This window comes from Paenibacillus durus ATCC 35681 (assembly GCF_000993825.1).
Lineage (GTDB): Bacteria > Bacillota > Bacilli > Paenibacillales > Paenibacillaceae > Paenibacillus_AQ > Paenibacillus_AQ durus_B.
Genome location: NZ_CP011114.1, coordinates 5,038,391 through 5,065,150, shown reverse-complemented (window position 1 = coordinate 5,065,150; position 26,760 = coordinate 5,038,391). Strand labels below are relative to the sequence as shown.

Here is a 26,760-nt window from a genome sequence, read left to right as displayed (position 1 = left end):
TTATTTGTTCGCGTCCCAGGTTATACATACCGCTCCGCCAACTGGCTGATATGCGCCGCGTGGCTGCCTTCGCCGATCGCCGCAAATTTCCACTCCGATTCGTGTCTGTACAGCTCTCCGCTGATCAGGGCGGTGAACCCGGAGTAGTTATCCGACAGGTTATACTTCACCAGCTCGGCCCCGCCTGAAGCATTCTTCACACGGATATACGCCGACTTGATCATACCGAAATCCTGTTCGCGATCCATGGCGTCGTAGATATTGACGACAACCAGAATCCGATGCACATCGAATGGGACCGCGTCCAGGTTCACCCTGATTTGCTCATCATCCCCGTCATCATCGCCCGTCAGATTATCGCCGGAATGAACGACCGAATTACAAGCGCTCTGCATATTATGGAAGCAGACCAGATTGGTCTTCTTCGTCAATTTCCCATCAACATTCAGCAGCAGGGCCGAGGCGTCACAGTCGATATAGGCCTTCTGCCTGGAGCCGAACAATTCCTTGTTCTCTGCAGGGTCCCAGCCCAGACCGACGATCACGTTCTTCAGACCTGAATTGCCTTTGGTCAGATCAATGTTCTGGCCCTTTGCCAAATGAATTCCAGCCAAGCGTGATCCCTCACTTTCAAAAAATGCATATACAAAGTCATACGCTTAGAAATGGAATTTGTTTCAATACGGCGGACAATCATTTCCCCCGCTGCCTACAATACCTTCGACAAAAATTCCCGGGTCCGCACATGCTGCGGATTTCCGAACAGCGCCTCAGGCGCCCCTTCTTCCACAATGGCGCCCTGCTCCATGAACAGCACCCGGTCGCCCACCTCGCGCGCAAAGCCCATCTCATGCGTGACGACGACCATCGTCATCCCTTCGCGGGCCAGATCCTTCATGACGGCCAGCACCTCGCCGACCATCTCCGGGTCGAGCGCCGATGTCGGCTCGTCGAACAGCATTATTTTCGGCTCCATGGCCAGCGCTCTGGCAATAGCTACGCGCTGAGCCTGTCCGCCGGACAGGGAAGCGGGATATGCCTCGGCCTTTTCGGCGAGCCCGACCTTTTTCAGCAGCTCCAGCGCCTTGCGGCGGGCCTGCTCCTCTGGCCATTTGCGAACCTGAATCGGCGCCAGCATAATATTCTCGATCACCTTTTTATGCGGAAACAGATTGAACTGCTGGAATACCATCCCAACCTCGGTCCGGACCTCGTTGATCCGCGTCTTCTTGTCCATCAAGTTGACGCCCTCGATCACGATCTCGCCTCCCTGCGGCTGCTCCAGCAGGTTCAGACAACGGAGGAAGGTCGATTTGCCCGAGCCCGAAGGCCCGATTACGACGACAACCTCCCGGCTGTTAATGTTAATACTGATATCGCCAAGCACCGTATGGCTTCCAAACGACTTGCGAAGATGTCTCACTGAAATAATCGGTTCCATGATAGTTTACATCCTCCGTTCGATATAGGCCAGTAGCTTGTTCAGCGAATAGGTGAGAATAAAATAAATAACCGCCGCCGTCAAATACGGCTCCCAAATTCGCATGTACTGGCCTTTCATCGTATTGCCCCAGTACATGATTTCCGGCGCCGCGACGAGCGCGAGCAGCGAAGAATCCTTGACCAGCACGATGAACTCATTGCCGAAAGCCGGCACCATTCGCTTGATGGCCTGCGGCAGCACCACGAACCGCATCGACTGCCGCCTGGTCATACCCAGAGACAGCGCCGCCTCCCGCTGGCCGGAATCGACCGACTGAATGCCCGCCCGGAAGATTTCCGCCGCATAGGCCGCCGAGTTGAGCGACAGCGCGACAACGCCGGAAATCAGCGCGTTCGTACTTCCGTAAAGGAAAGGCACCAGCCCGAAATGTACGATCAAAATCTGCACGTACAGCGGAGTGCCCCGAAAGATATTGACATAGACGTCAAAAGGCCAGCGCCAAAGCGGGCTCTTCAGCATTCTGCCGAATCCGATCCCCAGTCCGAGTATGGACCCCAGTATAATAGAGGCGATTGAAAAACCGATCGTATACAAGGTTCCCCGTAAAAATAATGGCAAGTACCCCCAAATGATGTCGAAATTGAAATCCATCTTTCTCTTCCCCTTCTCTTCTTTTCGCGGGTAGACGGTATGCCACCGTTCCCTGTAGCTTCTCTGTCAAAAAAACAAGCACGCGCAATAGTGTTGATTACGCATGCTTGTTGTCGTCTTGCACCGCTTACTTCGCATTCTTCAAATTAGTTAGATCGGGAGCTTCTCCGAACCATTTCTTGTAGATCTCCTCGTACTTGCCGTTCTCAATTACCTTTTGGATCGCCGGATCAAGCTTTGCTTTCAGCTCGCTGCCCTTCGGAAACAGAATCCCGTAATACTCGGAGCCGAAGTTCGGCGTATCTTTGATGCCGACCAGCTTCATCTTAGGATTGTTCTTGATGTACTCGCGAACGATCGCGATATCGGCCACAACCGCGTCCGCACCTCCATTGTCCAGCTCCATCATCGCTACCGCGTTGCTGTCAAAGCGCTTCAGCTTCGTGTTGCCCACGCCCATAATCTTGCTCATCAGTTCATCGGCGGTAGTGGCCGTCTGTACGGCAACCGTCTTGTCTTTCAGGTCCAGCGCACTCTTGATGTCGCTGCCTTCCTTGACCATAATCATATTGGTCGATTCAAAGTAAGGAATAGAGAAATCATAAGTCTGCTTGCGCTCATCGGTAATGGACACAGCAGACAGGCCTGCCTGATATTCCGTACCCTGCTGCACGCTCTGAAGCATCGTATCCCAGCCGGTATTTACCACTTCGTATTTCATTCCCGCTTCTTCCATAACCGCAGCGATAAAGTCGATGTCGAAGCCCTTGATCGTATCCTTGTCCATGTATTCCATCGGCGCATAAGTAGCGTCGCTCGCGAACTTAACGACTGTTTCTGGGGCGTTTGTTTCTGCGGCGCTGCTGCCTGTATTGCTTGCGCTGCTTGCATTATTTGCGTTATCCGATCCGCAGCCCGCTATAGCCAATACCAAAATTGCGATTAAAGCTGACAAAATCCATTTATTTCGGGTCTTCATCTCTTTTCTGGTCTCCACTCTCTCAATCCCCCTGAGAAATTATCTATAATACAAAGAGATTTTAACAGATTAAAGCGCAGATGACAATTATCATTTCCTCATGATGTTATGTTACATCACACATTATCGGAAGTTTGTAACAATTTATCTTTCAAAAAAGAGCACTGCCAAGAGTGTAACATCTTGGTCAGTGCCCTGGTATAAAAATCTGTGAAATTTTGTTAAAAAGTTAGGTCTCCGTCATAGGAAGCAATCAGGCGATACAGCTCCGGACGGCGGTCGCGGAAGATGCCCCACTCAATCCGCAGAGTCTCCAGCGCGTCCAGATCGAACTCGCCGACCAGCACCGTCTCTTCGTCCCGTCCGGCCTCGGCGATCTTGTTGCCCTGCGGACCGGCGATAAACGAGGACCCGTAGAAATTGATGCTCGATTCTTCGTCCTCTTCAGGGCCGATGCGGTTGGAGGCCACCACAGGAATCAGGTTGGCCGCGGCATGGCCGAGCATGCACATCTGCCAGTGATCCTTCGAATCAATGGAGCTGTCCTGCGGCTCCGAGCCGATGGCCGTCGGATAGAACAGAAGCTCGGCGCCCATCAGCGTCATGACGCGCGCCGCTTCCGGATACCATTGATCCCAGCATACGCCTACCCCGATTTTGGCGTAACGTGTGTTCCATACTTTAAAGCCGGTGTCCCCGGGATTGAAATAGAATTTCTCCTCATAGCCGGGACCGTCCGGAATATGGCTCTTCCGATATTTGCCAAGGATGCTGCCATCGGCGTCAATGACGGCCAAGGAATTGTAGCGCGCATAGTTCTTCTTCTCATAGAAGCTGATCGGCAGCACGACCTTCAGCTCTTTTGCCACCTCTTTAAAATGGTTCACGGCTTTATTCTGTTCCAGTTCCGTCGCGTACTCATAATAATCCGATTTTTCCTTCTGGCAGAAGTACGGCGTCTCGAACAGCTCCTGCAGCAAAATAATCTGCGCTCCCTGCGCTGCCGCCTCCCGAACCAGCTTATCGGCCTTGGCAATATTCTCCTCGATATTTCCGGAGCAGCTCATCTGCGTTGCGGCTACTTTTACGTTTCTCAAGCTTGTTCCTCCTTGCTATGACTGAAATCAAAATGCATGAACTATTGGGGCCGGCATTTGCTGCGTCGTGCAGTGCACATTGCCGCCCTCACGGATGACCGCCATTCCATTCACCGTGCGGATTCGCCGGTCAGGGAACAGACGCTTTAGCGTCTCCTCCGCGAGCGTATCGCTCTCGGCCGCACCGAACACAGGCAGGATAATCCCGCCGTTAACAAAATAGAAGTTCAGATAGCTGAGCGTCAACCGGTTACCCTCATGATCCGCGCGCGGAGGCTGCTGGATTTTGACGATCTCCAGCTTCCGGCCCTTAGCATCCGTCGCATTCTCTAGAATGCGCAGATTCTCTTGCGTAATTTCATAATTCTCGTCCTGCGGGTCTTCACAGACCTGAATGATAACCTTGCCTGAAGCAGCGAAGCAGGCGATATTATCGACATGTCCGTCGGTCTCGTCGCCGCTGAGGCCGCGCTTCAGCCAGATAATCTTGTCCGCGCCGGTGTACTGGCGAAGAACCTCCTCAATATCTCCCCGTCCCAGCCCGGGATTGCGGTTCGGATTCAGCAGACACTCCTCGGTCGTAATCAGCGTCCCTTCGCCGTCGGTATGAAAGGAACCTCCTTCCATTACAATCGGCGCGTCGAACCGGGCAACCTTCACCGTCTCGATTATTTGCGGAGCAACCTTGTCGTCGAGATCCCATGGCGAGTATTTGCCGCCCCAGGCATTGAACTTCCAGTTGATACCGGCAAGCTGCCCGCCTGTGTTCATGACAAAGGTCGGCCCGTTATCCCGCAGCCAAGCGTCGCTGTGTTCAATCGGCAGGAAGGTGATTCCGGGCCCGCTTACCAGGCGCATGACCTCCTCCTGCTCGTCCGGACCCACAACGACCGTCACCGGCTCGAATTCGGCGATGGCCCGGATAATATCCGCATATCCTTGGCATACGGATTCATGGTCGTCCGGAAAGCACATGGATGCCTGCACCGGCCAGGAAATAAACGTACGCTCATGCTTCGCCCATTCGGGCGGCATGCTATAATTTAAAGCTTTAGGATTCATCATTTTAGCTCACTTTACATTAGTCTTCGGAATACACTTTCCCGGCATTCCTTACCCATCATACAATATTATCAACGCGGGCTCAATTGCGCCAGGACGACTGAAATCCGGCATTTTCCGGCAGAGGAATGATCGGCCGCATAAAAAACCGGACGCATGCGCCCGGTCTTCATTCATGCCCGCAGCGGCGGGCGTATTCTTTTTGCGAATCAGGATATCCGGATCGACTTCACCGTCTCACCCGCAAAGCTCTTTACCGTAAACTCTCCGCCCTCAAGTACGCCATAGGAATTGGGATTGTTTTCTTTAGGGAGCGAAATGGAGCCGGGGTTAAGCACGTAGATGCCTTCCTTGACGTCGGCCACCGGAACATGGGTATGCCCCTGGATGAAAATATCCCCTTCGCTGAGGTCCGGCAGATTCTCAATGCTGAAGCCATGTCCATGCGTGACGTAAATGCGTCTGCCTTCATACAGAATTTGCGTATAGTCGCCCATCATCGGAAAATCGAGCAGCATCTGATCCACCTCGGAGTCGCAGTTCCCCCGCACAGCTGTAATCTGCCGCTTAATCGCATTGAGTTCCTGCGCCACTCCCTTAGGGTCATAACCTTCGGGCAGCGGATTGCGGGGACCGTGGTACATGAAATCTCCCAGAATAACGAGGCCGTCCGGCTTCTCCTCAGCAAATTTCTCCAGCGCTTTCTTTAACCAGTGCAGCGAACCGTGAATATCGGAAATAAACATCAGCTTCATGCATTTCCCGCCCTTTCCTGTTTTGGATATGTACTATTACCACTATACCAACGTCCCGGACACGCAAAAAGCCCCACAAAGTGAGGCCTTTCCTTGATGTTGGTCAGATATTATGCCTGGACCCCGAAAATAATACCGGTAAAGGGGGGCCGGCTCCTTAGCCGGACGCCCCGCTGCTGCTATCGTGCTTGCTTCTTGTCTGCGGCTGCTTAGGCCTTAAGGCAGATTCGAGGAGCCCATCAGATAACGGTCCACTTCCCGTGCAGCCTGGCGGCCTTCGCTGATCGCCCACACGATAAGGCTCTGTCCGCGGCGCATGTCGCCGGCGGCAAAGACGCCGTCTACATTAGTCGTATGCACTCCATATTCGGCCTTGATGTTGGACCGCTCGTCGCGCTCCAGACCAAGCTGGCTTGCCAGCGGATCTTCCGGTCCGGTGAAGCCCAGCGCCAGCAGCACGAGCTGCGCGGGAATGACTTCCTCGCTGCCCGGAACTTCTTTGGGCACCATACGGCCATCTTCGCTGCGCACCCATTCGATCCGTACCGTGTGCAGTTCCTTCACATGCCCGTTCTCATCCCCGGCGAACCGCTTCGTCGATACAAGATAGCGGCGCGGATCTTCCTGATACAATGCTTTCGCTTCCACCTGTCCGTAGTCCACCTTAAGCACCTTCGGGAATTCCGGCCACGGATTGCTCGGCTGGCGGGTGAGCGGCGCTTGCGGCATGATCTCCAGTTGGATTACGCTCTTGCAGCCATGACGGATGGAGGTCGCCACGCAGTCGGTGCCGGTATCGCCGCCGCCGATCACGACAACATCTTTGCCGGCCGCAGACAGGTACTCGCCGTCCTGAAGCTCCGAATCAAGCAGGCTCTTCGTATTCAGGGTAAGGAATTCCATCGCCTGGTAGATGCCGGACAGCCCTCTTCCTTCGATCGGAAGATCCCGGGTCTTCGTCGAACCCGCGCAGAGCACAACCGCATCATACTGCGCCTTCAGTTCCTCAGCCGAAATATCCTTGCCGATTTCCTTTCCGGTTATAAAGTTAACCCCTTCGGCCTCAAGCAGATCAACCCGGCGCTGTACCTTCTTCTTGTCGAGCTTCATATTCGGGATGCCATAGGTTAGCAGTCCGCCGATCCGGTCAGCCCGTTCATAGACGGTGACCGTGTGGCCCGCTTTGTTAAGCTGCGCCGCGCACGCCAGACCCGCCGGTCCCGAGCCGACGACGGCCACGCTTTTACCGGTGCGCGCAAGCGGAGGCTCAGGCTTGATCCAGCCTTCTTCGAAGCCTTTGTCCACGATTGCTTTCTCGATGGTACGGATGGTCACGGGCTGGCCGTTCATTCCCACCGTACAAGCGCCCTCACAAGGCGAAGGACATACACGGCTCGTAAATTCAGGGAAGTTATTGGTCTTCTGCAGCCGCTTCAGGGCTACCTCCCAATTCCCTTTGTATACAAGATCATTCCATTCCGGAATCAGATTATGAAGGGGACAGCCGGAGGCCATGCCCGACAGCAGACGCCCCACATGACAAAAAGGCGTTCCACAGTCCATACAGCGCGCACCCTGCTCACGCAGCTGCTCCTCATCCATCGGTACCGAAAATTCATTCCAGTTCTTGATCCGCTCCAGCGCTTCGCATTCCGAAGGCGTTACACGCTGATATTCCATAAATCCCGTAGATTTACCCATCCCTGTCATCCTCCGTGTCTTCTTGGATTTCCGCCGGACCGGCCGGCGATGTATTCTAGGGTGCCGCTTACACCAAGGACTTCAGTCCCTTCCGAGCGCCCGTTCGTATGACGCTGTAAAGCAGCAAAGCAGCAGGCCGCAACCGGGCGATTGACGCCGGCTGTACGGTTGTCCGCCACATTTAAAATTAGAAGTAATAAGTGACTACATAGTACCATCCGCTTTCCGTATCCGAACGTGAGCAATGTCACCTTTTGTTGAAATCGAGAACATCATTTTGCCATTATCACATAAATTTCAAATTTGAATCAATTTAACTTGATTCCTGGCGGCACAACCCGTGAGTCTCTTCGAATAAGAAAAAGACCCCAAAAGGGGTCTAGGGGTCCGAACAATCACGGCACCGCCAGCACCGTCATTCCGATGCCCCGGATAATGGCCTGTTCTTTGGTTAGACGGACAATTTGTTCTCCGCCCAGCAGCGGCTGCCATTCTCCCAGCTTCGGAAGCGCCAGCGACATCTCACCTACATTCGCTTTATAAACCACGTACAAGTGGCTCGCCGAATCTCCCCCTGCGTGATTACGCAGCGTATAGGCTACTGCTCCGCCAGGGCTACGTTCAAAGAAAAGACCCCGGCGAATCTCCTCCGCGCTCCGCAGCCGGAACGCCGGATGCTCTTTGCGCAGCACAATTAATTTCTTCATATATTCAACATCATCCTGATGGGCGGCGCACCGCTGCCAATCGAGCCAATTGATGTCTTCCGGACCGTTATAGCTGTTCTCAATGCCGTTCTTCGTCCGCATGAACTCCTGCCCGGCATGCAGAAACGGAATGCCCTGGCTCGTCAGCACCATTGCGGAAGCAAGCCGGTGCATAGCCCGGCGTTCCTCGTCCGTCGCCCCTTCGGTAGACAGCAGCAGTTTATCCCACAGCGTATGATTATCATGGCATTCCACAAAGTTGACGGACTGCTGCGGCTCCTGGGCGAACTGCCAGATCCCCGGCCCGTAAGTGATTCCTCCGGCGATTCCGGCCATAACCCCGTTCTCGGTTCCGGCTCCTCCGCTGACGAAGCCTTTGCGGTTATGCAGAAAAATGCTTCCCTTAACCGCGTCACGGAAGCCGTCGTTAAACTGGCCGAACCTTGGCAGCGAGGCGCTGTTCTGCTGGTTCGCCCGCTGCGAAGGCGCAAGCTCCGTGTCCATCACCCAGCCCTCCCCGATCGTCAGGATGGAAGGGTCCAGCTCATCGAGCCGCCGGCGGATCTCCGTCATGGTTCCGATGTCCATGAGGCCCATCAGATCGAAGCGGAAGCCGTCGATATGGTACTCCCTAGCCCAATACAGCACGGAATCGGCAATATAGCGGGACATCATCTTGCGCTCGGTGGCGCAGTCATTGCCGCAGCCCGATCCGTTCGACAGCGTACCGTCCGCTTTATAACGCAAGTAGTAGCCCGGAACAAGCTTGGTCAGATTCATACGGAAGTTGTCATAAACATGGTTATATACAACGTCCATGACGACCCGCAGTCCGCGGTCATGCAGCGTCTGAATCAGGCACTTCAGCTCTTTGATCCGGACCCCCGGAACGTAAGGATCAGTCGCATAGGAGCCTTCGGGAACATTGTAGTTCTTCGGGTCGTAGCCCCAATTGTAGTGCGGCTGATCGAGCTTCGTTTCATCCACACTTTCCGTCGCGTAATCGGCAATCGGCTGCAGCTGCACATGGGTAACGCCAAGATCGGCGATATGGTCCAGTCCGGTAAGAATTCCCCCGGGTCCGCGTGTGCCGCTCTCGGCAAGGCCGGTATACTTCCCTTTTTGCCGGATACCTCCGGCCGGATGGACCGATAAGTCCCGCAGATGAAGCTCATAGATGACGGCGTCCACGGGATTATCAAAAGGCGGTTTGTCTTCGGTCCAGCGCAGCGGGTCCGTCTTTCGCAGATCAAGAATGGCCCCCCGGTCGCCATTTACGCCGACGGCTCTGGCGTAGGGATCGACCGCTTCGTTCCACCGGTCTTCGAACCATACGCGATACGTATAAAATTTGCCTTCCAAATCGCCCTTTACCGTCAATATCCAGGTTCCCCCGATATCGCGGGTCATCGGCAGAACGGCTGAAGCATCTCCCTGCCAGGAATCGTACAGCACCAGCTCCGCCTGCCGGGATGTCGGCGCCCATAGCCGGAACGCTGAGCGCTCCGGCGTGTAGCTCACGCCCAAATCGTCGCCCTCGTAACCGGGCAAACCGTCAAAGCCGCCAACATGGACGGGGACACCCCCCACGACCGCAGGATCGCCGTAATCCATCGGCTCCCCTTTTCCCCCTTGTACCGACAAATCGATCATGGCTCCTTTATGCTCTCGCTCTTGGCGATCTGCCCGATCGCGCAGAGCAAACGTTTGATTAGTTATCATAACGGATGCGGTCTCTGAATGGACAGGCACGCCGTTTTTTCTTGTATTCCCCGGGATTATATAATGCGCCTAATCTGGTGTCAATCTGCTAAATTTCCGTTTTTTGCAAGCTAATTATCCGATTTTCTGTAAAATACTGCAAATCCACAGCCACCATCGTAATTACCTTACGATTTGCAGCGTATTCAATCCGGCGTTCCCGGCTTGCGGCAAACGCTCCGTTCGCCCGTTTCGCTCCGTTGTCCTGGACAATCAGCCGGGGACTGGGCCCCGTCATCTCATAGCCGATTCCCACCGTCCAGTGATAGTCGTACGCGTAGTCCCCGAACCAGCGCAGGGAGAACCATTTGTCGAACTTTACCGCCACCGGACGGCCCGCGTCGATTTCCGCCTTGTACAAGGCGAAATCATTGAAGCTCCGCAGCCGAATCGCGGGTGCGTTTCCGAGGGACGCCCGGAGATACGTCTTAATCCCCTTGGCGAAACCGCGCGCGCTCATCCCCCAAGGCCTTCCTCCATATCTCCCGTACAAATAATTGATATGCTCCGCCTTCGAGCCGAAACGCTCCTTGCCGATAAGGTCCGGCTTCCCCAGCTTCCGGCTCCAGTACTCCGTGATCGCGGCCATCGTGGAGGGTCCGCAGGCGGACGAGGCAAATCTGACACCCTGCGCCCATTGGGTATAAGGCTCAAGATTAAGCTTTTTTCCGGTAACGGTATTCGTCATAAAGCAGCAGCAGCCCGCCGCCAGAGCCGGACCCTTCCGGTTTCCGATGCAAGAGGAGGCCTCATGGCAAAATCCCGCTGTCCGCGGTCGTGCACTTCTCTGCTAATGTATGCCGGCACTGCCACGCAGTTCATTCCATAAGGCCCCTTTCCGAGTAGCGTAAAGCCGATGATATACGAAGAACTCTAACATACCAAGTATACGATAACAGGAAGGTAAACATACGAGGGAGCATGAAGGCTATTAGGGAAAAGCCTCTCTAATCCGGAATTGTTAACGGCTCATTCAACACAGAAGCACCCGCCAAGGCTTCTTTCGCCCATGATTCGGGTGCTCCGGTATTTCGTAAAAGGCAGATATAAGTACGGTACAGTCTCCGCGCAGAGGCCGCGAATGCGCACCAGGGGATCAGCTTCGGGTCTGCGCCCCCCTGAGCTCCCGTATGCCTCGGAGATATCCGCTGCTTGCCTCCTTCCGGCGCCTAAGGGCCGTTTCCGCGTATAAAAATCCCGCTGTCCACAGCAGCATGGCATAGCGGAAGGGCGTTATGCCGGTTCTGAGCTTTAGCAGCTCATAGTGGTTGATAACCTTGGTATAGGCGACCTGTTCCTCCTTGTCTCTGGAAGCCGGCGACCCGTGGTGCACCAGCTTGAGCTCCGGATTTATAATCATCGGTCCGTGCAGCCCTGCAAGATAAGAGAGATACAGGTCTTCGCCAAGGCTGTAGCCGTTCAGCCATTCAACCACTTTTACATCCCGCAGCGCCGATTTACGGAAGCACATATTGCATCCGTGCAAGAATTCGGTCCGGAAGATCCGTTTCTGCCGGTTCCACAAATTCATGGCGGAGGCAAATCCGCTGTAAGACAGCTTCCCGGGGGCGAACCGGCTTCGGCCGCTGATCAGCATGAGCAGTCTGCCCTTCAGGGAGCAGGAGAAGCTCTGGTCCACGCCGCCGACGCCGACGGCATCAGGATAGCGTTCAAAAGTCCGCAGAAGTACGGCCAAATAATCCGCTTCCAGCTCCACATCGTCATCCAGGAACAGAAGGGTCTCATACTTAGTGGCATGAGTCGCATAAATCCGTGATTTAAGCAGGCCCGCTTCCTCCCGATTCTTCCGGTGATAGCCCAGCTCCATACCGGAAGGCAGTTCCCTCCTAACCTCTTCCAGCCAGGATTCCTGCGTATCGCCGTCATCAATGATCAGAATTTCAATCTCCGTACCGGCAATATCCCGCTGGCTAAATATCGATTTCAGGCATTTCCTCAAATCCTCATGTCTGTTCCGGGTGCAAATGGCTATCGACAACGTCAGCGATCCGTTCAAACTCCCACCCCTTCTTCCAAAAATGAATAATAGACGGACTGTTCTACAGACTGCGTTGTTACTGCTTCTGACGAAATTTGATCTTTTCCGCAATTTTTTTGTAATTACCCTTTATTGTGCAGGATGAAACGCAATATGCAAGTTTTTCTTAGATTTAATTCATTTTCAGAAAGAAAAGAGTGCAGGTTCTAGCGCTTGGGACTAGTTGTCTGCTGTGCCCGGCGGTAGGCCATAACCTTGCGGTACATGGATTTATCCGAGAGCTGATTAAAAATGTACGGATCGGGATTGGTGTTGACCTCAATGATCCATGGAGTCAGGGAACGGTCGAGGCCGACATCGACCCCAAGCTGCTTGAACCCCGGATAGTTTTTCTTGTAAAATTGTCCGACATCCTTGCCGAGCTTCCGCAAACGCTTTATCGTCTCAGCCTTAAGCGTATCGTTCATATGCGGAGCAAGCAGCTTCTCCACCGCCGTCGGCTTACCGCCGGCATGGTAGTTCGTCACGATCTTTCCCTCCCCGGCCACTCTGCCGATCAGTCCTGTCGTTTCCCAGACTCCGCTGGGACTGCGCTGAACCATGATGCGGATATCAAAGCGCCGGCCCCCCGCTTTCAGCAGGTCAATCCCTTTTTGAATCAGGTACCTGCGGCTGCCTGTCTTCCCTTTAAGCGAGGTGTAGAAGGCCTCAAAGGTGGCGAAGGTTCTCTGCTTGGTCCCGCTCTGATACCAGTATGCAGCTCCCTTTTCGCCCGATCGGCGCTCGGCCCGAATTACTCCGTTTCCGTAAGTGCCCACCTCCGGCTTGATATACACCATTCCGTATTTGTCCAGCATTCTTTTGGCATTCTCGCGGGTCAGTCTTACCGTCTCCGGAATTAGCGCCGAAATCTCCGGACTGCGGAGCAGCACCTTCGTCTTGATCCATTTGCTTGTCAGTGTCGATATGGCTTTCATCCTTGCATTCCACACTCCCGTCTACAAACTTCCTTGCCGAAGCATGATATGACACAAGATAAGCTATGCTTCGGCGGCAGTTTTCGCATTGGATAGACGCCGCTCTCCGGCAAAGAAAGTGTCTCCCGTCGAGACATGAGCATATAGTGCAAGCAGGAAGAAAATCGCTGCATGGGAAAGGAGCCTAACGATGAACATCTGCATGATAGCGCCGGGACGGTTTCCGCTTCCGGGCAGCGGTTCCGTGGAAATCTGTATCTGGGAGACAGCCAGGCTGCTTGCCCGCCGCCACAACGTTACCGTAATCAGCCGGATTATGCCGGGACTGCCCAGGCTGGAAGAACGCGAAGGAGTCAGGCTGATCCGCCTGCCTGCGGATACTCCCGGCCTGTACCTTGCCGAAACGCTGAAGGCCCTCCGGGAGGAGCCGTATGAGCTTATTCAGGCAGATAACCGTCCTCATTTGGCGGCCGCCGTGAAGCGGGCCTTTCCTCACATTCCGGTCGTGCTCTTCCTGCATTCCCTGACCTTTGTGCCCAGGGACCCCAAGGTCGCCCTAAGCCTTGGCTTCGCCGATCTTATCGCCGTCAACAGCCAGTCGCTGCGCGGCAGGCTGGACCGCCGATTCGCTGCTGCCCGCCTCCCGCTTGAGGTTGTGCCGCTGGGCGCCGACCTGTCCCGGTTCACGCCGCTTCCTGACGATCAGCGGCAGCTGCTCCGCCGGGAATACCGGCTGCCCCGCCGCCGCTTTACGGTTCTGTTCGTCGGCCGGCTCATCCCCCGCAAAGGCGTGCGCGTCCTGATGCGGGCGGCCGCTATGCTGGATAGACGGCTGCCTGTGCATCTTGTTATCGCCGGCACGGGGAATCCGGCCTATGTGCAGAGGCTCAAGCTGCTCGCCCGGCAGCTGCGTTTATCCGTTTCCTTTATCGGCAGTGTTCCGCACGAGGAAATTCACCGGATTTACCAGATCGCCGACTGTCTGGTCTGCCCTTCACAGCGGCATGAATCATTCGGGCTGGTTAATGTGGAAGCTATGGCCGCCGGACTGCCGGTCATCGCCTCCAATAATGGCGGTATCCGCGAAATCATATCACCCGGCCGGGGCGGCTTCCTAGTGGACCGCTACCGGGAGGCCGCTTCTTTCGCCCGAATGATGCTGCCGCTTGCCCGCAGCCCGAAGCGGGCCGCTGCCATCGGGATGCAAGGGCGGCGGGACGCGCTTCAGGCCTTCGGCTGGGCGCGGACGGCTGATCGCTTGGAGCTTCTGTACTCCGGACTCTGCCAGCGCCGGCAACAAAATTAAATGTTATGCAATGACAATATTCACTTTTAGGCATTCTTATCCGTTGTATAATGATGATGTAAGCGTTGCCATGCCGAAATAATCATCTTAGCCCCCTAGTCGGCAACACCCTGCATATCTTTTGTCCGTGGAAAGGGTGGATTGTTATGTTGATGCTCAAAATTATCGTAAGACCGGAGAAGGCCGATGAAGTGATGGCGGAACTGCTGGCCGCAGGTTTTCCTTCCATCAGTAAAATGGATATATTGGGACGCGGTAAACAAAAGGGAATTCAAGTCGGCACGAACCACTACGACCAGATTTCCAAAAAAATGCTGATGATGGTCATTCCTGAGGATGACAAGGAGGAAGTCATCGACATTGTGAAGCGGACGGCAAGAACCGGCGATCACGGCTCTTTCGGGGACGGTAAAATTTTCGTACTCCCCGTGCTGGAAGCGTATACAATCAGTACCGGCAAAAAAGAACTGTAATTAACGGCGATTCAGCGGCGGAACCCCCTTATGGCAGGAACCCCGAACCCCAAATCCTGCCATGACTGTACGGATGTGTCGGCATTATTTTTCATAAAAGAGATAGACTAAAAGAGAAAGGGCAAGGCCCCGGATGCTTATATATAGGCTCCGGCAGCCTTGCCCTTTAAATATTAGCGCATCCCGTTCAAGTGAACGGAATCCATTGAATTAAAGTAAGCGCCAGACCGACCACGAACCCGCACACCGCGCCGTTTACGCGGATCCATTGCAGGTCCTTCCCGACCTTCTGCTCCAGCATAGCGACCAGGCTGGCGTCGTCCATTTTGTCGAGGTTTTCCTTCACCAGCACGCCGATCCGGTAATGGTTCGCCTCCGCGAACGCGACGAGCGAGGAACGGATCTTATCCTCCCATTCCGAGACCCATTCTTTCTCTCCGGCGATGCGGCGGGCAAGCAGCGCATAGGCGGCGAACAGCCCGCGCCCCCCGTGAACGCGGTCTTCTTCCAGCAGAGCGAGTACCCTGCCGCGAATCTCCTCAAGCCGGGCCAGCAGAAAGGCTCCCGCCTGCTGCCCCTCAAGTTCGGCCGCAGCCCAGTCCGCCAGAGCTTTCATCCGCTCTTCGTCATTTACCAGCTGGAACAGGGCAACGCGGATCTCCCGGATAATGTCCTCGCGGTAGACGTTATCCTCATCCTGAATATCGCGGATGGCAGACCGCAGCATGTTCTGCAGCAGTTCGCCCAGCATTTCTTCATCGACGAAGCCGACGAACGCCTGAAAAGCCACTCCCTTAAATCCGCCCAGCTTCACCTCGGCAAGCTTGGAGGAAGCGAGCTGGCCGAGCATGGCCTTCGTCTCCGGACGGCTGATCCAGACCTCTGCCTGTCCGAGCCCGTAATCAAGGGCCTCCTTGTCCCTGCCGTCATGCAGCAGCCTCGTAACGACCGTATCGGCGGTCTGCTTGAGGTCCGCGTTCCGGACATAACCCGCAAGCGCCGACTGAAGATACGGCAGCGCCTTTTCCGCCGGAATCTGGGTCACAAGGCCACTCAGGCGGGCCAAAATGTCCATTCGCGTCTGCTTGCGGCTGATGAACTTTGTGAGCATCGAAGACCCCAGCGAGATGAACCTGATTCCGCGCAGCTTGTTCTCGATGCTCTCCTTGTTCAGCAGTTCGTTCTCCATTGCCGAAATTAGAGACTCTACAATCTTATTCCGGTTCTTCAGCAGCAAGGAAGTATGCGGAATAGGAAGGCCCAGCGGATGGCGGAACAGCGCCGTAACTGCGAACCAGTCGGCAATGCCGCCGACCAGTCCGGCCTCAAAGCCGCCCCGGAGCAGCTTTACCGCTGTATTCTCAGGCAAGAACAGTGTCAGCAGAAAGCCGCACGCCATTGCCACAAGTGAAATTGCAGCCAAGTTTCTGGATTTCATATCAAATAACTGCCTCCTACATTCTATCGACAAGCTTAAACACTAAAAAATATTGTACCACGAATAATCCCCGTTTCGGAAATTCACGCTCCCGGAAAAATCCGGCTGGGTAGGAAGTCAAGGGTAAAAAGGAGTATCATTGAACGAAAAGCCTATAAACATGCTGACAAAGCTAAGTACCGTGGGACTAGCAATGACCAAAAGGAGATGTGCAGGATCTATGAAAAATTTGGCATCGGGTATGGAACAAATGACTCCAAAATACAATATTAACCCTAGTAATTTTCGCATTGAAATATATATATCGTTCGACAAAACAGTCGTCATAACTGCGGAGAAAGATAATAATTACACAGAATGGTTATCGATTGGAAAGTTAAGCAGTAACGATAACAGCGTAGGACAATGCATTAATTATCTGCTTAGGCATACACCTTTACCCGTATGCACCTATTTAACAAGGAGATCTATGGAGCAAGAGTGCCTATTCCCTTGGGCATTAAATATAGTTTCGGATCGAGCAATAACAATGTTTAATGTATTGAAAAACAAGTATGTATTCAGCCAAGATGAAGAAGTTAGAAATCTCTTATACGAGTTATTTCAATTAAAGTCAACAATCTACAATAAGTATATGACGGCGGCAAGATGAACTATTTGTGCCTCCGCCCTTTGGGTTGTTAATTTAACACAACCAATTAAAAAAAAGCAGTCCCCCGCCGCAAAGGCGCAGGGGACTGCTAAAATTCTATAGATGCGGGAAGCCGCCGCTATTCGACATTGCTGTGCAGCTTGTACGCCGCGGCATGATCGACGCCCCGCAGCTCCGCATAGCTCAGGCAGACGCTGTCCAGCACGAGATGGACGCACTGGTCGAACAGGGAGCCGAGCGGCTGGACGCTTCGGCGTTCACCCTCCCGGCGGTGCTTGGTCGCCGCCGGAATGATCAGCAGCCGGGAGGCGGACCGGCCCAGCGGCGAGCCATCATCCGTCGTCAGGGCAATCACGAACGCGCCAAGCTCCCGCGCCTTCTGCGCCGTCCAGACGACGCCGTGCGTCGTTCCCGACCCGGATACGGCGACCAGAATGTCGCCTGGGGAGATGGACGGAGTAATCGTCTCGCCGACGACGTAGACGGTCGCGCCCAAATGCATCATCCGCATGGCGAATGATTTTGCCACAAAGCCCGACCTGCCCTCGCCCACAACAAAAATCCGTTTCCCTCCCGCCAGCAGCACGGCCGTCTCGGTTACAGCCGCTTCATCCACACGCTCCAGCACTTCCTTGGCTTCCGAAAGGATTTCCTTCAGCTTGCTCATCTTGGCGTCACCCCTTATCTGCTTATGAATCGCTGAATTAACTAACTTATCCCGTGGGGATGCTCCCTGTATTCGTTTCACAATTAACGTTGTCAGCTATATAAGCTGAACTTACGATTTTCTCATCAGATATCAGTCGTAACTACGAGGAACGTTTGGACTTCCGGCCGCTGCCCATCTTCAGATTCCCTCGATTTAACCCGCTCTTCGCGGATGAAATCCGAAGACAAAGGCGGTCGCTATCGCTCCTACAGTTCCAAACTTCCCCTTCGTTACTCCTTACCCTGATGTCATTTTTAAAGTTCATCGTATATAGAACGTCCGCTCTCCCGGCCCGCTCCGGTATATTCCCGAATACGCTCCTTGAACTCGCGGGCCGCCTGCTCCGGATCAGGCGCCTTGGTAATCGCCGAGCCGACGATAATGACCTCCGGCTTCAGCGGCAGCAGACCCGGCAGCGACTCCAGCGTAATGCCTCCGGCGGCGGCAATCCTGAGGCCAGCCGCGCCTTCGGCGCCCAGATCGCCGCCGTATGCGCCTTCACCGCTGCCCTCCCGAACCCCGGCAGACCCTTGCACTCCGGCTCGGTCGCCGCTTGGGCCCCCGGCAGCGCCATGCGCTCCTGCGCGGCTGCCGCCTTGAACTCCCGCAGCGCCACCCGTTCCGCCACCGCTCTCCTGCCCCGCATCTGCGTTGCCTTTGCCTTCCAGCCGGAGGCCGCCGCCTTCCTGCTGGTCCTTGCTGACATGCAGGCAGTGGATCGCGCCGTCATGCCGCGCCAGCTCCCGCTGCTGCTCCGGCGAAGTATGAAGCAGGTCGATCATGACCTGCTTCCCCATCCGCCGCGCCGTCTCCATGCATAGCGCCACGGTTACCGTCGGGGCCGCGCCCATGACGGTCGCGACATCCGCCCCGGCACCATAGCACAGCTCGAATTCGTACTTGGCGTTGTCGAAGGTCTTCATGTCCGCCACAATGACTTTATGCGAAAATTCACGCTTAAGCGCTTCCACGGACGCCATGCCGAACTCCTTGATCAGCGAGGTGCCCACCTCGATCCAGTCGATATAGGGCTCCGTGCGCCGGACCATCGCTGCCGCTTCCTCTATGCTCATCCGGTCGAGCGCCAATTGGATCTTCACCGCGTGGACACCTCCAGCTTCGGCTCAGGCCGCTGCTTAGACGCTTTGCGGGAATTGCCGACTGTCATCGTCAGAATCGCCGACAAGAGCAGCGAACCCGCCATGAAGATATAGGAAGCGCCAAATCCACCGGTGGAGCCGTTCAGGTAGCCAACGATATACGAGCCGGCAAAAGATCCGAGCGCACCCATGCTGTTAACGAGCGCGATCGCGCCGCCCGCCACGTTGCGGGGCAGAATTTCCGGCATGATCGCAAAGAACGGTCCGTACGGAGTGTACATGGCGCCGCCCGCGATCACGAGCAGGATAAACGAAAGCCAGAAGTGATCCGCGCCCAGCAGGTACGAAGCGTAGAAAGCGATGGCGCCGACCATCAGGAAAGGCCAGACGAATATTTTCCGGTTAAGCGTCTTGTCGGAGAAATAGGAAGCCGTCAGCATGCCGATAACCGCCAGCACGTAAGGAACGGACGACAGCCAGCCGGTCGTCACCATGTTCATATCGGGAGCCGACTTGATAATCGAAGGCAGCCACATTACGAACCCGTACACGCCGATACTCCAGAAGAAATACTGCAAGCAGAGCTTGATAACGAGCGGGGACTTGAACGCTTCACCGTAGTTTTTCACAGGTTTGAGCCCTTTTTGCTCTTCCTGAAGAGCGCCTTCCAGCGCCTTCTTCTCTTCATCGTTCAGCCATTTCGCTTCGGAAGGCTTGTCGTTGACCAGCTTCCACCAGAAGAATGCCCAGATAATCGGCGGCAGCCCTTCGATAATGAACATCCATCTCCAGCCGACGGAGGATACGAGATAACCGGATACGATCGACATCCACATCACGGTTACGGGATTGCCGAGGATTAGGAACGTGTTAGCGCGGGAGCGCTCTTTTTTCGTAAACCAGTGGCTTAGGAAGACCAGCATCGCCGGCATAACTGCACTCTCAACAACGCCGAGACAGAACCGGATGACGATTAGAAAATGAACGTTATGGACAATACCGGTGGCCGCAGCCAGCAAGCCCCACAGAATGAGGGACCAGAAGACGAGCTTCTTGGCGCTCTTGTTCTCGGCGTAATGCGCGCCAGGCACTTGAAAGAAGAAGTAGCCGAGGAAAAAGAGCGCGCCCAGCAGCGAAGACATCGAGGCCGTAATTTGCAAATCTTTGGCCATGCCGGCCGCCGCGCCGAAGCTGTAATTCGCCCGGTCGAGGTAAGCCAGACTGTACGTAATGAAGACGATGGGCATCAGCCGCAGCCAGCGCGCAGCGACGAAGCCGCCACTTTTGTTGTTATTCATCATTATTTCACTCCCGTAAGATAATGTTGAAGATAGGTTTCAAGCTCAGGTCTTGTCGGGTAACCGTCATGATCGCCCTCCGACTGCACGGCCAGCGCGCCAATCGCGTTCCCCCGCTGCACCGCCTGAGGGACGGTAAGCCCTTCCAGCATGCCGCTGACAAGTCCGACGGCAAAGCCGTCTCCGGCTCCCACCGTGTCCACAACCTCTTCCACCTTGAAGCCCTGTACGGTCCCTTCGTCCGTCTGTGTGCGGAAGTACGCGCCCTTCGGCCCCAGCTTGACGACAACGAGCGAGACGCCTTTGTTCAGATAAAATCCGGCGATCTCACGCGGGTCCCTTGATCCGGTCAAAATCTCGCCCTCTTCCACTCCCGGCAGCACCCAGTCGGCGCGGCAAGCCAGGTCATTGATGACCGACACCATCTCTTCACGGGAAGACCAGAGCGAAGGCCGTAAATTCGGATCGAAGGAAACGCTTCGTCCCGCCGCCTTCATCGCTGCCAGCGCCGCATAGCTGAATTCGCGGGTCTCTTTCGTCAGTGCCGGAGGAATACCGGTCATGTGCAGATGGCGGTAGCCCGTCAAGTAGCCGGGGTCCACGTCTGCGCCCGAGAGTGTGCTTGCCGCCGAATTTTTGCGGAAGTACTGAATTTGGGGATCCCCTTCCAGCACCTTCGATTTCAGCTGAAAGGCGGTCGGATGCCGGGAATCGTGCGTGACGCCGGAAATATCGATGTTCTCCTTTTCCAGATACTCGCGGATATATTCCCCAAAAACGTCGTCGCCCAATCGGCTGACCCAGCCCGCCGAAAGCCCCAGCCGGGCGAAGCCGACCGCCGTATTCACCTCCGCTCCGGCTAGACGGCGGCTGAATTTGTCGATGTCCTTCAAATCCCCGGGCTTATCGGCGACGAACATCACCATGGCTTCTCCAAAAGTGACCACATCCTTCAGGCTCATCACGCAATCCCCTTTCCGATTTCTGCGGTGATTTCTGCGGCTCCTGCCCCTGTTGTCCCAGAATAGCCTTCGCGCAGCATCTCGATATATCCTTCAAGGCATCCTTCCCCTGGGAGCCCGAACTCGATCGCGCGGGGCACATCGCCCGGCAGCAGCCGAAGCAGCTTCCTCCACAGGGCATCCTCATCCTGCGGCAGCGGCAGCGCAACCCACATCCCGCCCGAACGGATGATATACTTGCAGTGAATATAGGCCACATAAGGAGCGAAGGTTTCCGCCGCCTTTAGCGGGTCCTCTCCGCTGTACAACCAGTTGCCCGTATCGAACGTCATCTTCACACCGTCAAGCCCGCAGCGCTCCACCGCCCGAAAAAACGCTTTCAAATTCTCGGCTCGGCCTCCGTAAGAAGTCTGATCGTTCTCAATCAGCAGCGTCAGCGCTCCTGCTGTCTTTCGGTACTGCCGAAGCAGCCGCTCAAGCTGGCCGAGTCGTTCCTTTTCAGCCTCTTTCAGCTCATCCTCCGATGCAAATCCCGGAATGCCCGCATAGTGCCCGAGCGATACTTTCAGCATTTCCGGCTTCAAAATTTCGGCTTCAGCAAGAATGTGCGACAGCGTCTCTTCATTAAGCTTCCCCTCCGGGTTCCACAGCTCCATCGGAACAGAGTATATGCAGCGCAGACCGCTGCGCAGGACCGCCTCGCGGCACTCGGCCAGCGGAAGAGCCCCGGGCGGAAACAGCTCGCGCCGAATCTCAATGCCATCCGCTCCCCCGGAGCGTATCGGCTCCGTCAGGCCATACTGTGTTCCGCAAGCGCTTCCAAATACGGAGGTTGGAATAAAAACCGCATTCATCATAACGTCCCCCTTCAACCAAAATGTAGACCCTGTATATCGGATTGTGCCGTATCTAGCCCACCGGGGCCATGCCTACGTCTACGTCTGATTATCAATTCTGCTGCATCCATTCGTCGAATATTGCCGTTTGTAAACCGGTTTAGTAAACCGATTTACTGTTTATGCTCAAATTATAATTCAGCCTTGCGATCTTTGCAAGCCCTTTCTTTGAAGCGCTGTCATTTTTATTACAAGCCTGCTTCACAGCATCAGGTTCTGTTAATAGGCTGCCCATAATGGAAAGTCAGCTTTACATTTTATGCGTCGGATGTTATATTGGATATGTAAAGCTTACTTTCCATCGAATAGAGGTGTGATGTTGAAAAACCGTCTGGAGGAAATCCGAAAACAACACGGAATCAAGCAGGAGGAATTGGCCGAGGCTTTGGCGGTTTCCAGACAGACGATAGGGTCGCTGGAGAACGGGCGCTACAACCCTTCGATCATTTTGGCGTTCAAGATCGCCCGCTATTTCAAACTGCCGATTGAAGAGATTTTTATCTATGAGGAGGAATAACTTGTGAAAAAAGGCTCTGCTGTGCGTAATGCTATCGTGCTGGCAACGGGGATTTTGCTGTTGGGTGCCGGTCTATTGGGAGTGGGGGACATGGCCAGGAACGTATCCGGCCTATGCATAGGTATAGGCTCCGGGCTGATCGGCATGAGCATTGCCAACCTTATCATGATCCGCTATTATGCGAAGCGTCCGGCAATCAAGAGACAGCAGGAGATTGAAGCAGGAGATGAACGCAGCGTCTCCATCAACAACCTGTCGAAAGCCAAAGCCTTTGATATTACAGTAAAAATCATGATGCTGATTCCCTTTTTGCTGATCCTTGCGGATTCGCCTCTTTGGATTACGCTTGCCGTGGTGGCGTTCTATCTGTTCTCCTACAGCATCCGTTATTATTACCTCGTCAAATACAGCAAGGTTATGTAAAAAAAGCCTTCTCCGCAGCGGAGAAGGCGTTTCTTTACACTTTAAAATGTCACTGCCGCCTCAAATCCGACGACTGCCGCACTACCAGCTCGCATTTAAAGACCAGCTCTTCCGGCTCCAGATCCTCCTCGGAACGAATGCGACTGATGATCCGCTCGGCCGCCTTTCTTCCCATTTCCAGCGAAGGCTGGTTAATGGTAGTGAGCGTCGGCGTCAGCAGGTGGGCAAAAGGAATGTTGTCGAAGGCGACCAGCGCCAGATCCTCCGGCACCCGGAGATTCCGTTCCTTCACAAAAGCAAGCGCCTCCAGCAGCACCAGGTCATTGCCCGCGATCAGCGCCGTCGGCGGCTCCGGGCCGTCAAACAGCTTCTCGAATCTTCCCCGCAAGGCGGAGATTTCCGCATTAATAATGCTCCGGCTGCCGTATGTTAATCCGAAATCGTCCATCGCCTTCCGGAAGCCTTCCGTCCGCTCAAGCCGGGTGCTGATCGTCAGCGGCGCCGTAGCGAGCGCAATTCTCCGGTGTCCCCGCTCCTTCAGATGCGACACCGCTTCATAGACCGACTCACGGTTGTCGACGACAATGGTGTCGGCCTTGACGCTTTCCACCCGCCGGTCCATGAACAGAATGGGGTACCCGTGCCTGGCAAGCTTTTTATAGAGGGAACCGTTCTTCCCCGTAGGAAGCAGAATCATGCCGTCCACCTGCTTCGCTTGAAGCATTTCGGCGTACTTCTTCTCCTTCTCCCCGTCTTCATCGCTGTTGCACAGAATAACGTTGATATCCTGCTCCTGGCAGTAATCCTCGATGCCTCGGCAAATTTCGGTGGAGAGCCTGTGCATAATATTAGCCACAATAACGCCGACCGTTGAAGTCCGCTTCTGCTTCAGCCCTCTCGCGAGCACATTCGGCTGGTAATCCAGCGCTTCAATGGCCTCTGCGATCTTGGCGCGAGTCTCCGCCCCCATATGCTGATACCGTTTATTCAAATATTGGGATACCGTGCTTTTGGATACACCGGCCCTTGCGGCCACGTCCCCGATTGTTGCTCTGACCAATGTTCTCTACTCCCATCGTTTCGCGTATATCCACTAACTTTGAACACTCCCCTCCCTACGCTTATGCTTGACCAGAGGGAGAGGAAGGGGATTCTTGCCGTATGGGGAGCATATCACTTTTCGGACAGCCCCTTCAAGATATAGCACACTTATGGGGACAAATTATTGCAAACTATTAGATGATTTTCCAGTAGGATAGGGACGTTTTGGCACTCATGCCGCCCGGGACCAAAGCCGCCAAACTCGAAGCTTAAAAAACTGCATTTGGGTAATCTAGGGTTTCAATCCTTATCTAGAAAGTTGTTGTTGTGTAGGAGTAAACATGTAGATTCTAAGTAAAATAGTTACCAAACTTAGTATCAATGATAGGATTCCCACTAATACGACGTACCCGGTACCCATTTCTGATATAAATAACCCGCCTGCAGCTGCACCAATTGTTGTTCCTACGTTACAGGATGATATAAATAAGCCATTGGCGAAATCAGGCGCTTCGGGAGCTGAAGACGCAATCAAATATTGATTAATATTTGCCATTATTCCTCCAGCTAATATTCCCCAAATAAAAGTTATAATTGCCATAGGTACGGTAAACTGTCCTGCGAAGAATAAAATGATGTAAACAGCACCCAATAACAAAGGAAAAGATACTACAGACTTAATGGCACTATGCGTAAGTAACTTTCCTGCGACAATGTTTCCAATAATATTGGCTCCACCGAAGATGAATAACGTTAAACTCATGGTATTCGGAGACATATTCGTTACTGCTTGCAGATATTCAGCAAGATAACTATAGACCCCAAATATAGCTGAGTTTAATAAAATGACAGTCACGATGGAAAGCCATAGAATAGGTTTTTTTACTACGGAAATTTGTGTACCATAAGAAAGTCTTTCTTCAACAGGAATAGATGGTACAAAAATCAATGTAGCGATGAATACAAAAGCATTAATAATAGCAAAGAATGCCATCGCCATTTCATATGAAACGGCACTTTCAATAAAACTTGCAATCGGTACGCCGGCTACCATACCAGCAGATACTCCTATAAATACTTTAGAAACAGCTTTTGGAGCTTCTTCTTTACTTACTGAGGAAGCAGCTACTGTAAATGCCAAAGAACAATAAATTGGATGAAAAAAGGCTGGGATGATACGGGCAACCAATGCAATGGTGAAGTTAGATGCAATTATGGACACAATGTTCCCCAGAACGAAAATGCCAAGAACAAGTAACATGACCTTCTTACGATTTATACCCGAGAACAATAACGGCAAAATTGGACCAGATACGGCAACACCAAGGGCAAAAATACTCACCAGCAACCCTGCTTGAGATACACTGACATTAAAGTGATCAGCAATGGAAGGCAATAACCCAATAACCCCCATTTCAGTATTTAAAATGCCGAAAACGCCTATGGTTAATATGAAAATCAACAATTTATTTCGTTCAGCCAAAAAAACAACTCCTATCTTAAAAAAATAAAAATTAGCTAAAATGCCATCAGTAAAAAACTGCTCCAATAGGTTAATAAGCAATTTTTTAATTTATTGTGAAGCTGAAGCCGGCTTTTTAACCAAGAATAAGTAGGAGATGACAGCCAATATGCTTGTCATGAAAATCGTGACTCCGAAAGGCAATGCGGAGTTTTCTCCTGCGATCCCTACGAGGGGAGAAGTGACAGCTCCTAATGCAAATTGCAAAGTGCCTAATACGGCGGCAGCACTCCCTGCAATATGCCCTTGTGACTCCATAGCCAACGTAAATGAAACTGGGCCGATAATTCCAATTGATGCTGCAAACAAGAAGATCGAAATAAACAAAAGAAAGAATGGCCCATGGAATAAAACAACAATCAAGATGGCAGCGGTAGTGATAAAAGCTAACTGCAACCCGATCCGAAAAATACGGCGTTCATCCATCCGTCCGGCCAGCCGTTTGACGAACTGTGATCCTAAAATGATACCGAGACCATTTAAGGCAAACAGAACCGAAAACAGTTGAGGTGATATGCCATACATATTTTGATAAATAAACGGAGTACCGGCAACATAAGCGAATACACCAGAGAACAAAATGCCATTGACAAGAGCATACCCCATAAAGCCCCGATCCCGAACCAAGGAACCATAGTTCCTTAACACTTCCATAAAGTTGCCCGGAACACGCCGATCTGCAGGCAAGCTTTCTTTGATTCCCCACACGGTCATGCCCGTTAGAAAAAGCCCTAAAAACCCTAAAAAGATAAATACGCCGATCCATGAATTGAACGTAGTTACCACGCTTCCGGTAGTAGGGGAAATCAATGGAGCAACATTACTAATCATCGTCAACAGTGCAATGAATTTGACCATTTCTACTCCACTGTACCGGTCACGAACAATCGCACGGGAGATGACAAGCCCTGCGGAAGCGACAAATCCCTGGATGAGGCGCAAGGTTATAAAAATACCGATGTTTGGCGAAAAGGCACAAGCCAAAGAAGCCAGTAAATAGAGAAACATGGAAATTAACAAAGGTTTTCGTCTGCCATAAACATCGCTTAAAGGGCCTGTGACGAGCTGCCCTAAACCTAACCCTAACAAGCTGGCAGTTAAGCTCGTTTGGATCATAGATGCACTCGTGCCAAAATAATCCATCATTTGCGGAAGCGATGAAAGGTACATATCGACCGTAAATGGCCCTAATGCAGAAAAGGCGGATAACATCAAGGCAAATAGGACAGGATGGTTATTGGTCTTTACACTCATTTAGATAGCTCCTCATTTTGGTGATTGCGGATTCAG

The 26,760-nt window shown here is 53.4% G+C and carries 26 protein-coding genes; 5 read left to right on the top strand and 21 right to left on the bottom strand.

Annotation, left to right across the window (positions count from 1 at the left end; translation table 11 throughout):
- Positions 1–20: 20 nt before the first annotated feature.
- The 12 genes from VK70_RS23690 to VK70_RS23635 form a co-directional block, all read right to left on the bottom strand.
- Positions 21–614 carry a TerD family protein gene (locus VK70_RS23690; protein WP_025696224.1) on the bottom strand — a complete coding sequence of 198 codons (594 nt, stop codon included), beginning with the start codon at positions 612–614 and terminating at the stop codon, positions 21–23.
- A 95-nt stretch (positions 615–709) separates the two neighbouring features.
- Positions 710–1,432 carry an amino acid ABC transporter ATP-binding protein gene (locus VK70_RS23685; RefSeq protein WP_025696226.1) on the bottom strand — a complete coding sequence of 241 codons (723 nt, stop codon included), beginning with the start codon at positions 1,430–1,432 and terminating at the stop codon, positions 710–712.
- 15 nt (positions 1,433–1,447) lie between these two features.
- Positions 1,448–2,095: an amino acid ABC transporter permease gene (locus VK70_RS23680; protein ID WP_025696227.1), complete on the bottom strand. Its 648-nt coding sequence runs from the start codon at positions 2,093–2,095 to the stop codon at positions 1,448–1,450.
- A 127-nt stretch (positions 2,096–2,222) separates the two neighbouring features.
- Positions 2,223–3,074, bottom strand: coding sequence for a basic amino acid ABC transporter substrate-binding protein (locus VK70_RS23675; protein WP_025696228.1), 852 nt, complete (start codon positions 3,072–3,074; stop codon positions 2,223–2,225).
- 221 nt (positions 3,075–3,295) lie between these two features.
- A complete protein-coding gene (aguB, locus tag VK70_RS23670) occupies positions 3,296–4,171 on the bottom strand; it encodes an N-carbamoylputrescine amidase (protein ID WP_046723832.1) in 876 nt (291 codons plus the stop codon).
- Positions 4,172–4,198: 27 nt separating this feature from the next.
- Entirely contained in the window at positions 4,199–5,233 is a 1,035-nt protein-coding gene (locus tag VK70_RS23665; RefSeq protein ID WP_025696232.1) for an agmatine deiminase family protein, read from the bottom strand.
- Positions 5,234–5,442: 209 nt separating this feature from the next.
- A complete protein-coding gene (yfcE, locus tag VK70_RS23660; RefSeq protein ID WP_025696233.1) occupies positions 5,443–5,988 on the bottom strand; it encodes a phosphodiesterase in 546 nt (181 codons plus the stop codon).
- A gap of 216 nt (positions 5,989–6,204) precedes the next feature.
- Positions 6,205–7,689, bottom strand: a complete 1,485-nt coding sequence (locus VK70_RS23655) for a glutamate synthase subunit beta (RefSeq protein ID WP_025696235.1) — start codon at positions 7,687–7,689, stop codon at positions 6,205–6,207.
- A gap of 395 nt (positions 7,690–8,084) precedes the next feature.
- Positions 8,085–10,040 carry a type I pullulanase gene (gene pulA / locus VK70_RS23650; protein ID WP_025696236.1) on the bottom strand — a complete coding sequence of 652 codons (1,956 nt, stop codon included), beginning with the start codon at positions 10,038–10,040 and terminating at the stop codon, positions 8,085–8,087.
- 166 nt (positions 10,041–10,206) lie between these two features.
- Complete coding sequence (locus VK70_RS23645) at positions 10,207–10,845, bottom strand: C39 family peptidase (RefSeq protein WP_025696238.1); 639 nt, start codon at positions 10,843–10,845, stop codon at positions 10,207–10,209.
- Positions 10,846–11,253: 408 nt separating this feature from the next.
- Positions 11,254–12,174: a glycosyltransferase family 2 protein gene (locus VK70_RS23640; RefSeq protein WP_051505118.1), complete on the bottom strand. Its 921-nt coding sequence runs from the start codon at positions 12,172–12,174 to the stop codon at positions 11,254–11,256.
- Positions 12,175–12,362: 188 nt separating this feature from the next.
- Positions 12,363–13,133 carry a YheC/YheD family protein gene (locus VK70_RS23635; RefSeq protein ID WP_025696242.1) on the bottom strand — a complete coding sequence of 257 codons (771 nt, stop codon included), beginning with the start codon at positions 13,131–13,133 and terminating at the stop codon, positions 12,363–12,365.
- A 190-nt stretch (positions 13,134–13,323) separates the two neighbouring features.
- On the opposite strand from VK70_RS23635, the gene VK70_RS23630 reads away from it, so the two are divergent.
- On the top strand, positions 13,324–14,439 hold the full coding sequence (locus VK70_RS23630; protein ID WP_046723829.1) for a glycosyltransferase family 4 protein: 1,116 nt from the start codon (positions 13,324–13,326) through the stop codon (positions 14,437–14,439).
- 146 nt (positions 14,440–14,585) lie between these two features.
- The gene (locus tag VK70_RS23625; RefSeq protein ID WP_025699684.1) at positions 14,586–14,912 is read left to right on the top strand and encodes a P-II family nitrogen regulator; all 327 of its coding nucleotides are present in this window, start codon (positions 14,586–14,588) and stop codon (positions 14,910–14,912) included.
- 187 nt (positions 14,913–15,099) lie between these two features.
- Here VK70_RS23625 and VK70_RS23620 read toward each other — a convergent pair whose 3' ends face one another.
- On the bottom strand, positions 15,100–16,350 hold the full coding sequence (locus VK70_RS23620; protein ID WP_025699685.1) for a DUF445 domain-containing protein: 1,251 nt from the start codon (positions 16,348–16,350) through the stop codon (positions 15,100–15,102).
- A 220-nt stretch (positions 16,351–16,570) separates the two neighbouring features.
- On the opposite strand from VK70_RS23620, the gene VK70_RS23615 reads away from it, so the two are divergent.
- Entirely contained in the window at positions 16,571–17,002 is a 432-nt protein-coding gene (locus VK70_RS23615; RefSeq protein WP_025699686.1) for a hypothetical protein, read from the top strand.
- A gap of 118 nt (positions 17,003–17,120) precedes the next feature.
- On the opposite strand, the gene hxlB is transcribed toward VK70_RS23615, so the two are convergent.
- The 5 genes from hxlB to VK70_RS23590 all read right to left on the bottom strand — a co-directional run bounded on the left by hxlB (position 17,121) and on the right by VK70_RS23590 (position 21,928).
- On the bottom strand, positions 17,121–17,669 hold the full coding sequence (gene hxlB / locus VK70_RS23610) for a 6-phospho-3-hexuloisomerase (protein ID WP_025699688.1): 549 nt from the start codon (positions 17,667–17,669) through the stop codon (positions 17,121–17,123).
- A 296-nt stretch (positions 17,670–17,965) separates the two neighbouring features.
- Positions 17,966–18,811, bottom strand: coding sequence for an orotidine 5'-phosphate decarboxylase / HUMPS family protein (locus tag VK70_RS29095; RefSeq protein ID WP_046723827.1), 846 nt, complete (start codon positions 18,809–18,811; stop codon positions 17,966–17,968).
- Entirely contained in the window at positions 18,808–20,109 is a 1,302-nt protein-coding gene (locus VK70_RS23600; RefSeq protein ID WP_046723826.1) for an MFS transporter, read from the bottom strand. The genes VK70_RS29095 and VK70_RS23600 overlap by 4 nt, the downstream gene beginning before the upstream one ends.
- 2 nt (positions 20,110–20,111) lie before the next feature.
- Positions 20,112–21,071, bottom strand: coding sequence for a sugar kinase (locus VK70_RS23595; protein WP_025699321.1), 960 nt, complete (start codon positions 21,069–21,071; stop codon positions 20,112–20,114).
- Entirely contained in the window at positions 21,071–21,928 is an 858-nt protein-coding gene (locus tag VK70_RS23590; protein WP_081754999.1) for a sugar phosphate isomerase/epimerase family protein, read from the bottom strand. Before VK70_RS23590 ends, VK70_RS23595 begins: the two co-directional genes overlap by 1 nt.
- Before the next feature lie 358 nt (positions 21,929–22,286).
- Here VK70_RS23590 and VK70_RS23585 point away from each other — a divergent pair, with 358 nt between their 5' ends.
- Complete coding sequence (locus VK70_RS23585; protein WP_025690607.1) at positions 22,287–22,484, top strand: helix-turn-helix transcriptional regulator; 198 nt, start codon at positions 22,287–22,289, stop codon at positions 22,482–22,484.
- A 3-nt stretch (positions 22,485–22,487) separates the two neighbouring features.
- Entirely contained in the window at positions 22,488–22,907 is a 420-nt protein-coding gene (locus VK70_RS23580; RefSeq protein ID WP_025699317.1) for a hypothetical protein, read from the top strand.
- 49 nt (positions 22,908–22,956) lie between these two features.
- Here the strand turns inward: VK70_RS23580 and VK70_RS23575 are convergent, their stop codons facing one another.
- The 3 genes from VK70_RS23575 to VK70_RS23565 form a co-directional block, all read right to left on the bottom strand.
- Entirely contained in the window at positions 22,957–23,967 is a 1,011-nt protein-coding gene (locus VK70_RS23575; RefSeq protein WP_025699315.1) for a LacI family DNA-binding transcriptional regulator, read from the bottom strand.
- A gap of 288 nt (positions 23,968–24,255) precedes the next feature.
- The gene (locus VK70_RS23570; protein ID WP_025699313.1) at positions 24,256–25,431 is read right to left on the bottom strand and encodes an MFS transporter; all 1,176 of its coding nucleotides are present in this window, start codon (positions 25,429–25,431) and stop codon (positions 24,256–24,258) included.
- A gap of 90 nt (positions 25,432–25,521) precedes the next feature.
- A complete protein-coding gene (locus tag VK70_RS23565; RefSeq protein WP_025699311.1) occupies positions 25,522–26,724 on the bottom strand; it encodes a multidrug effflux MFS transporter in 1,203 nt (400 codons plus the stop codon).
- Positions 26,725–26,760: the final 36 nt, after the last annotated feature.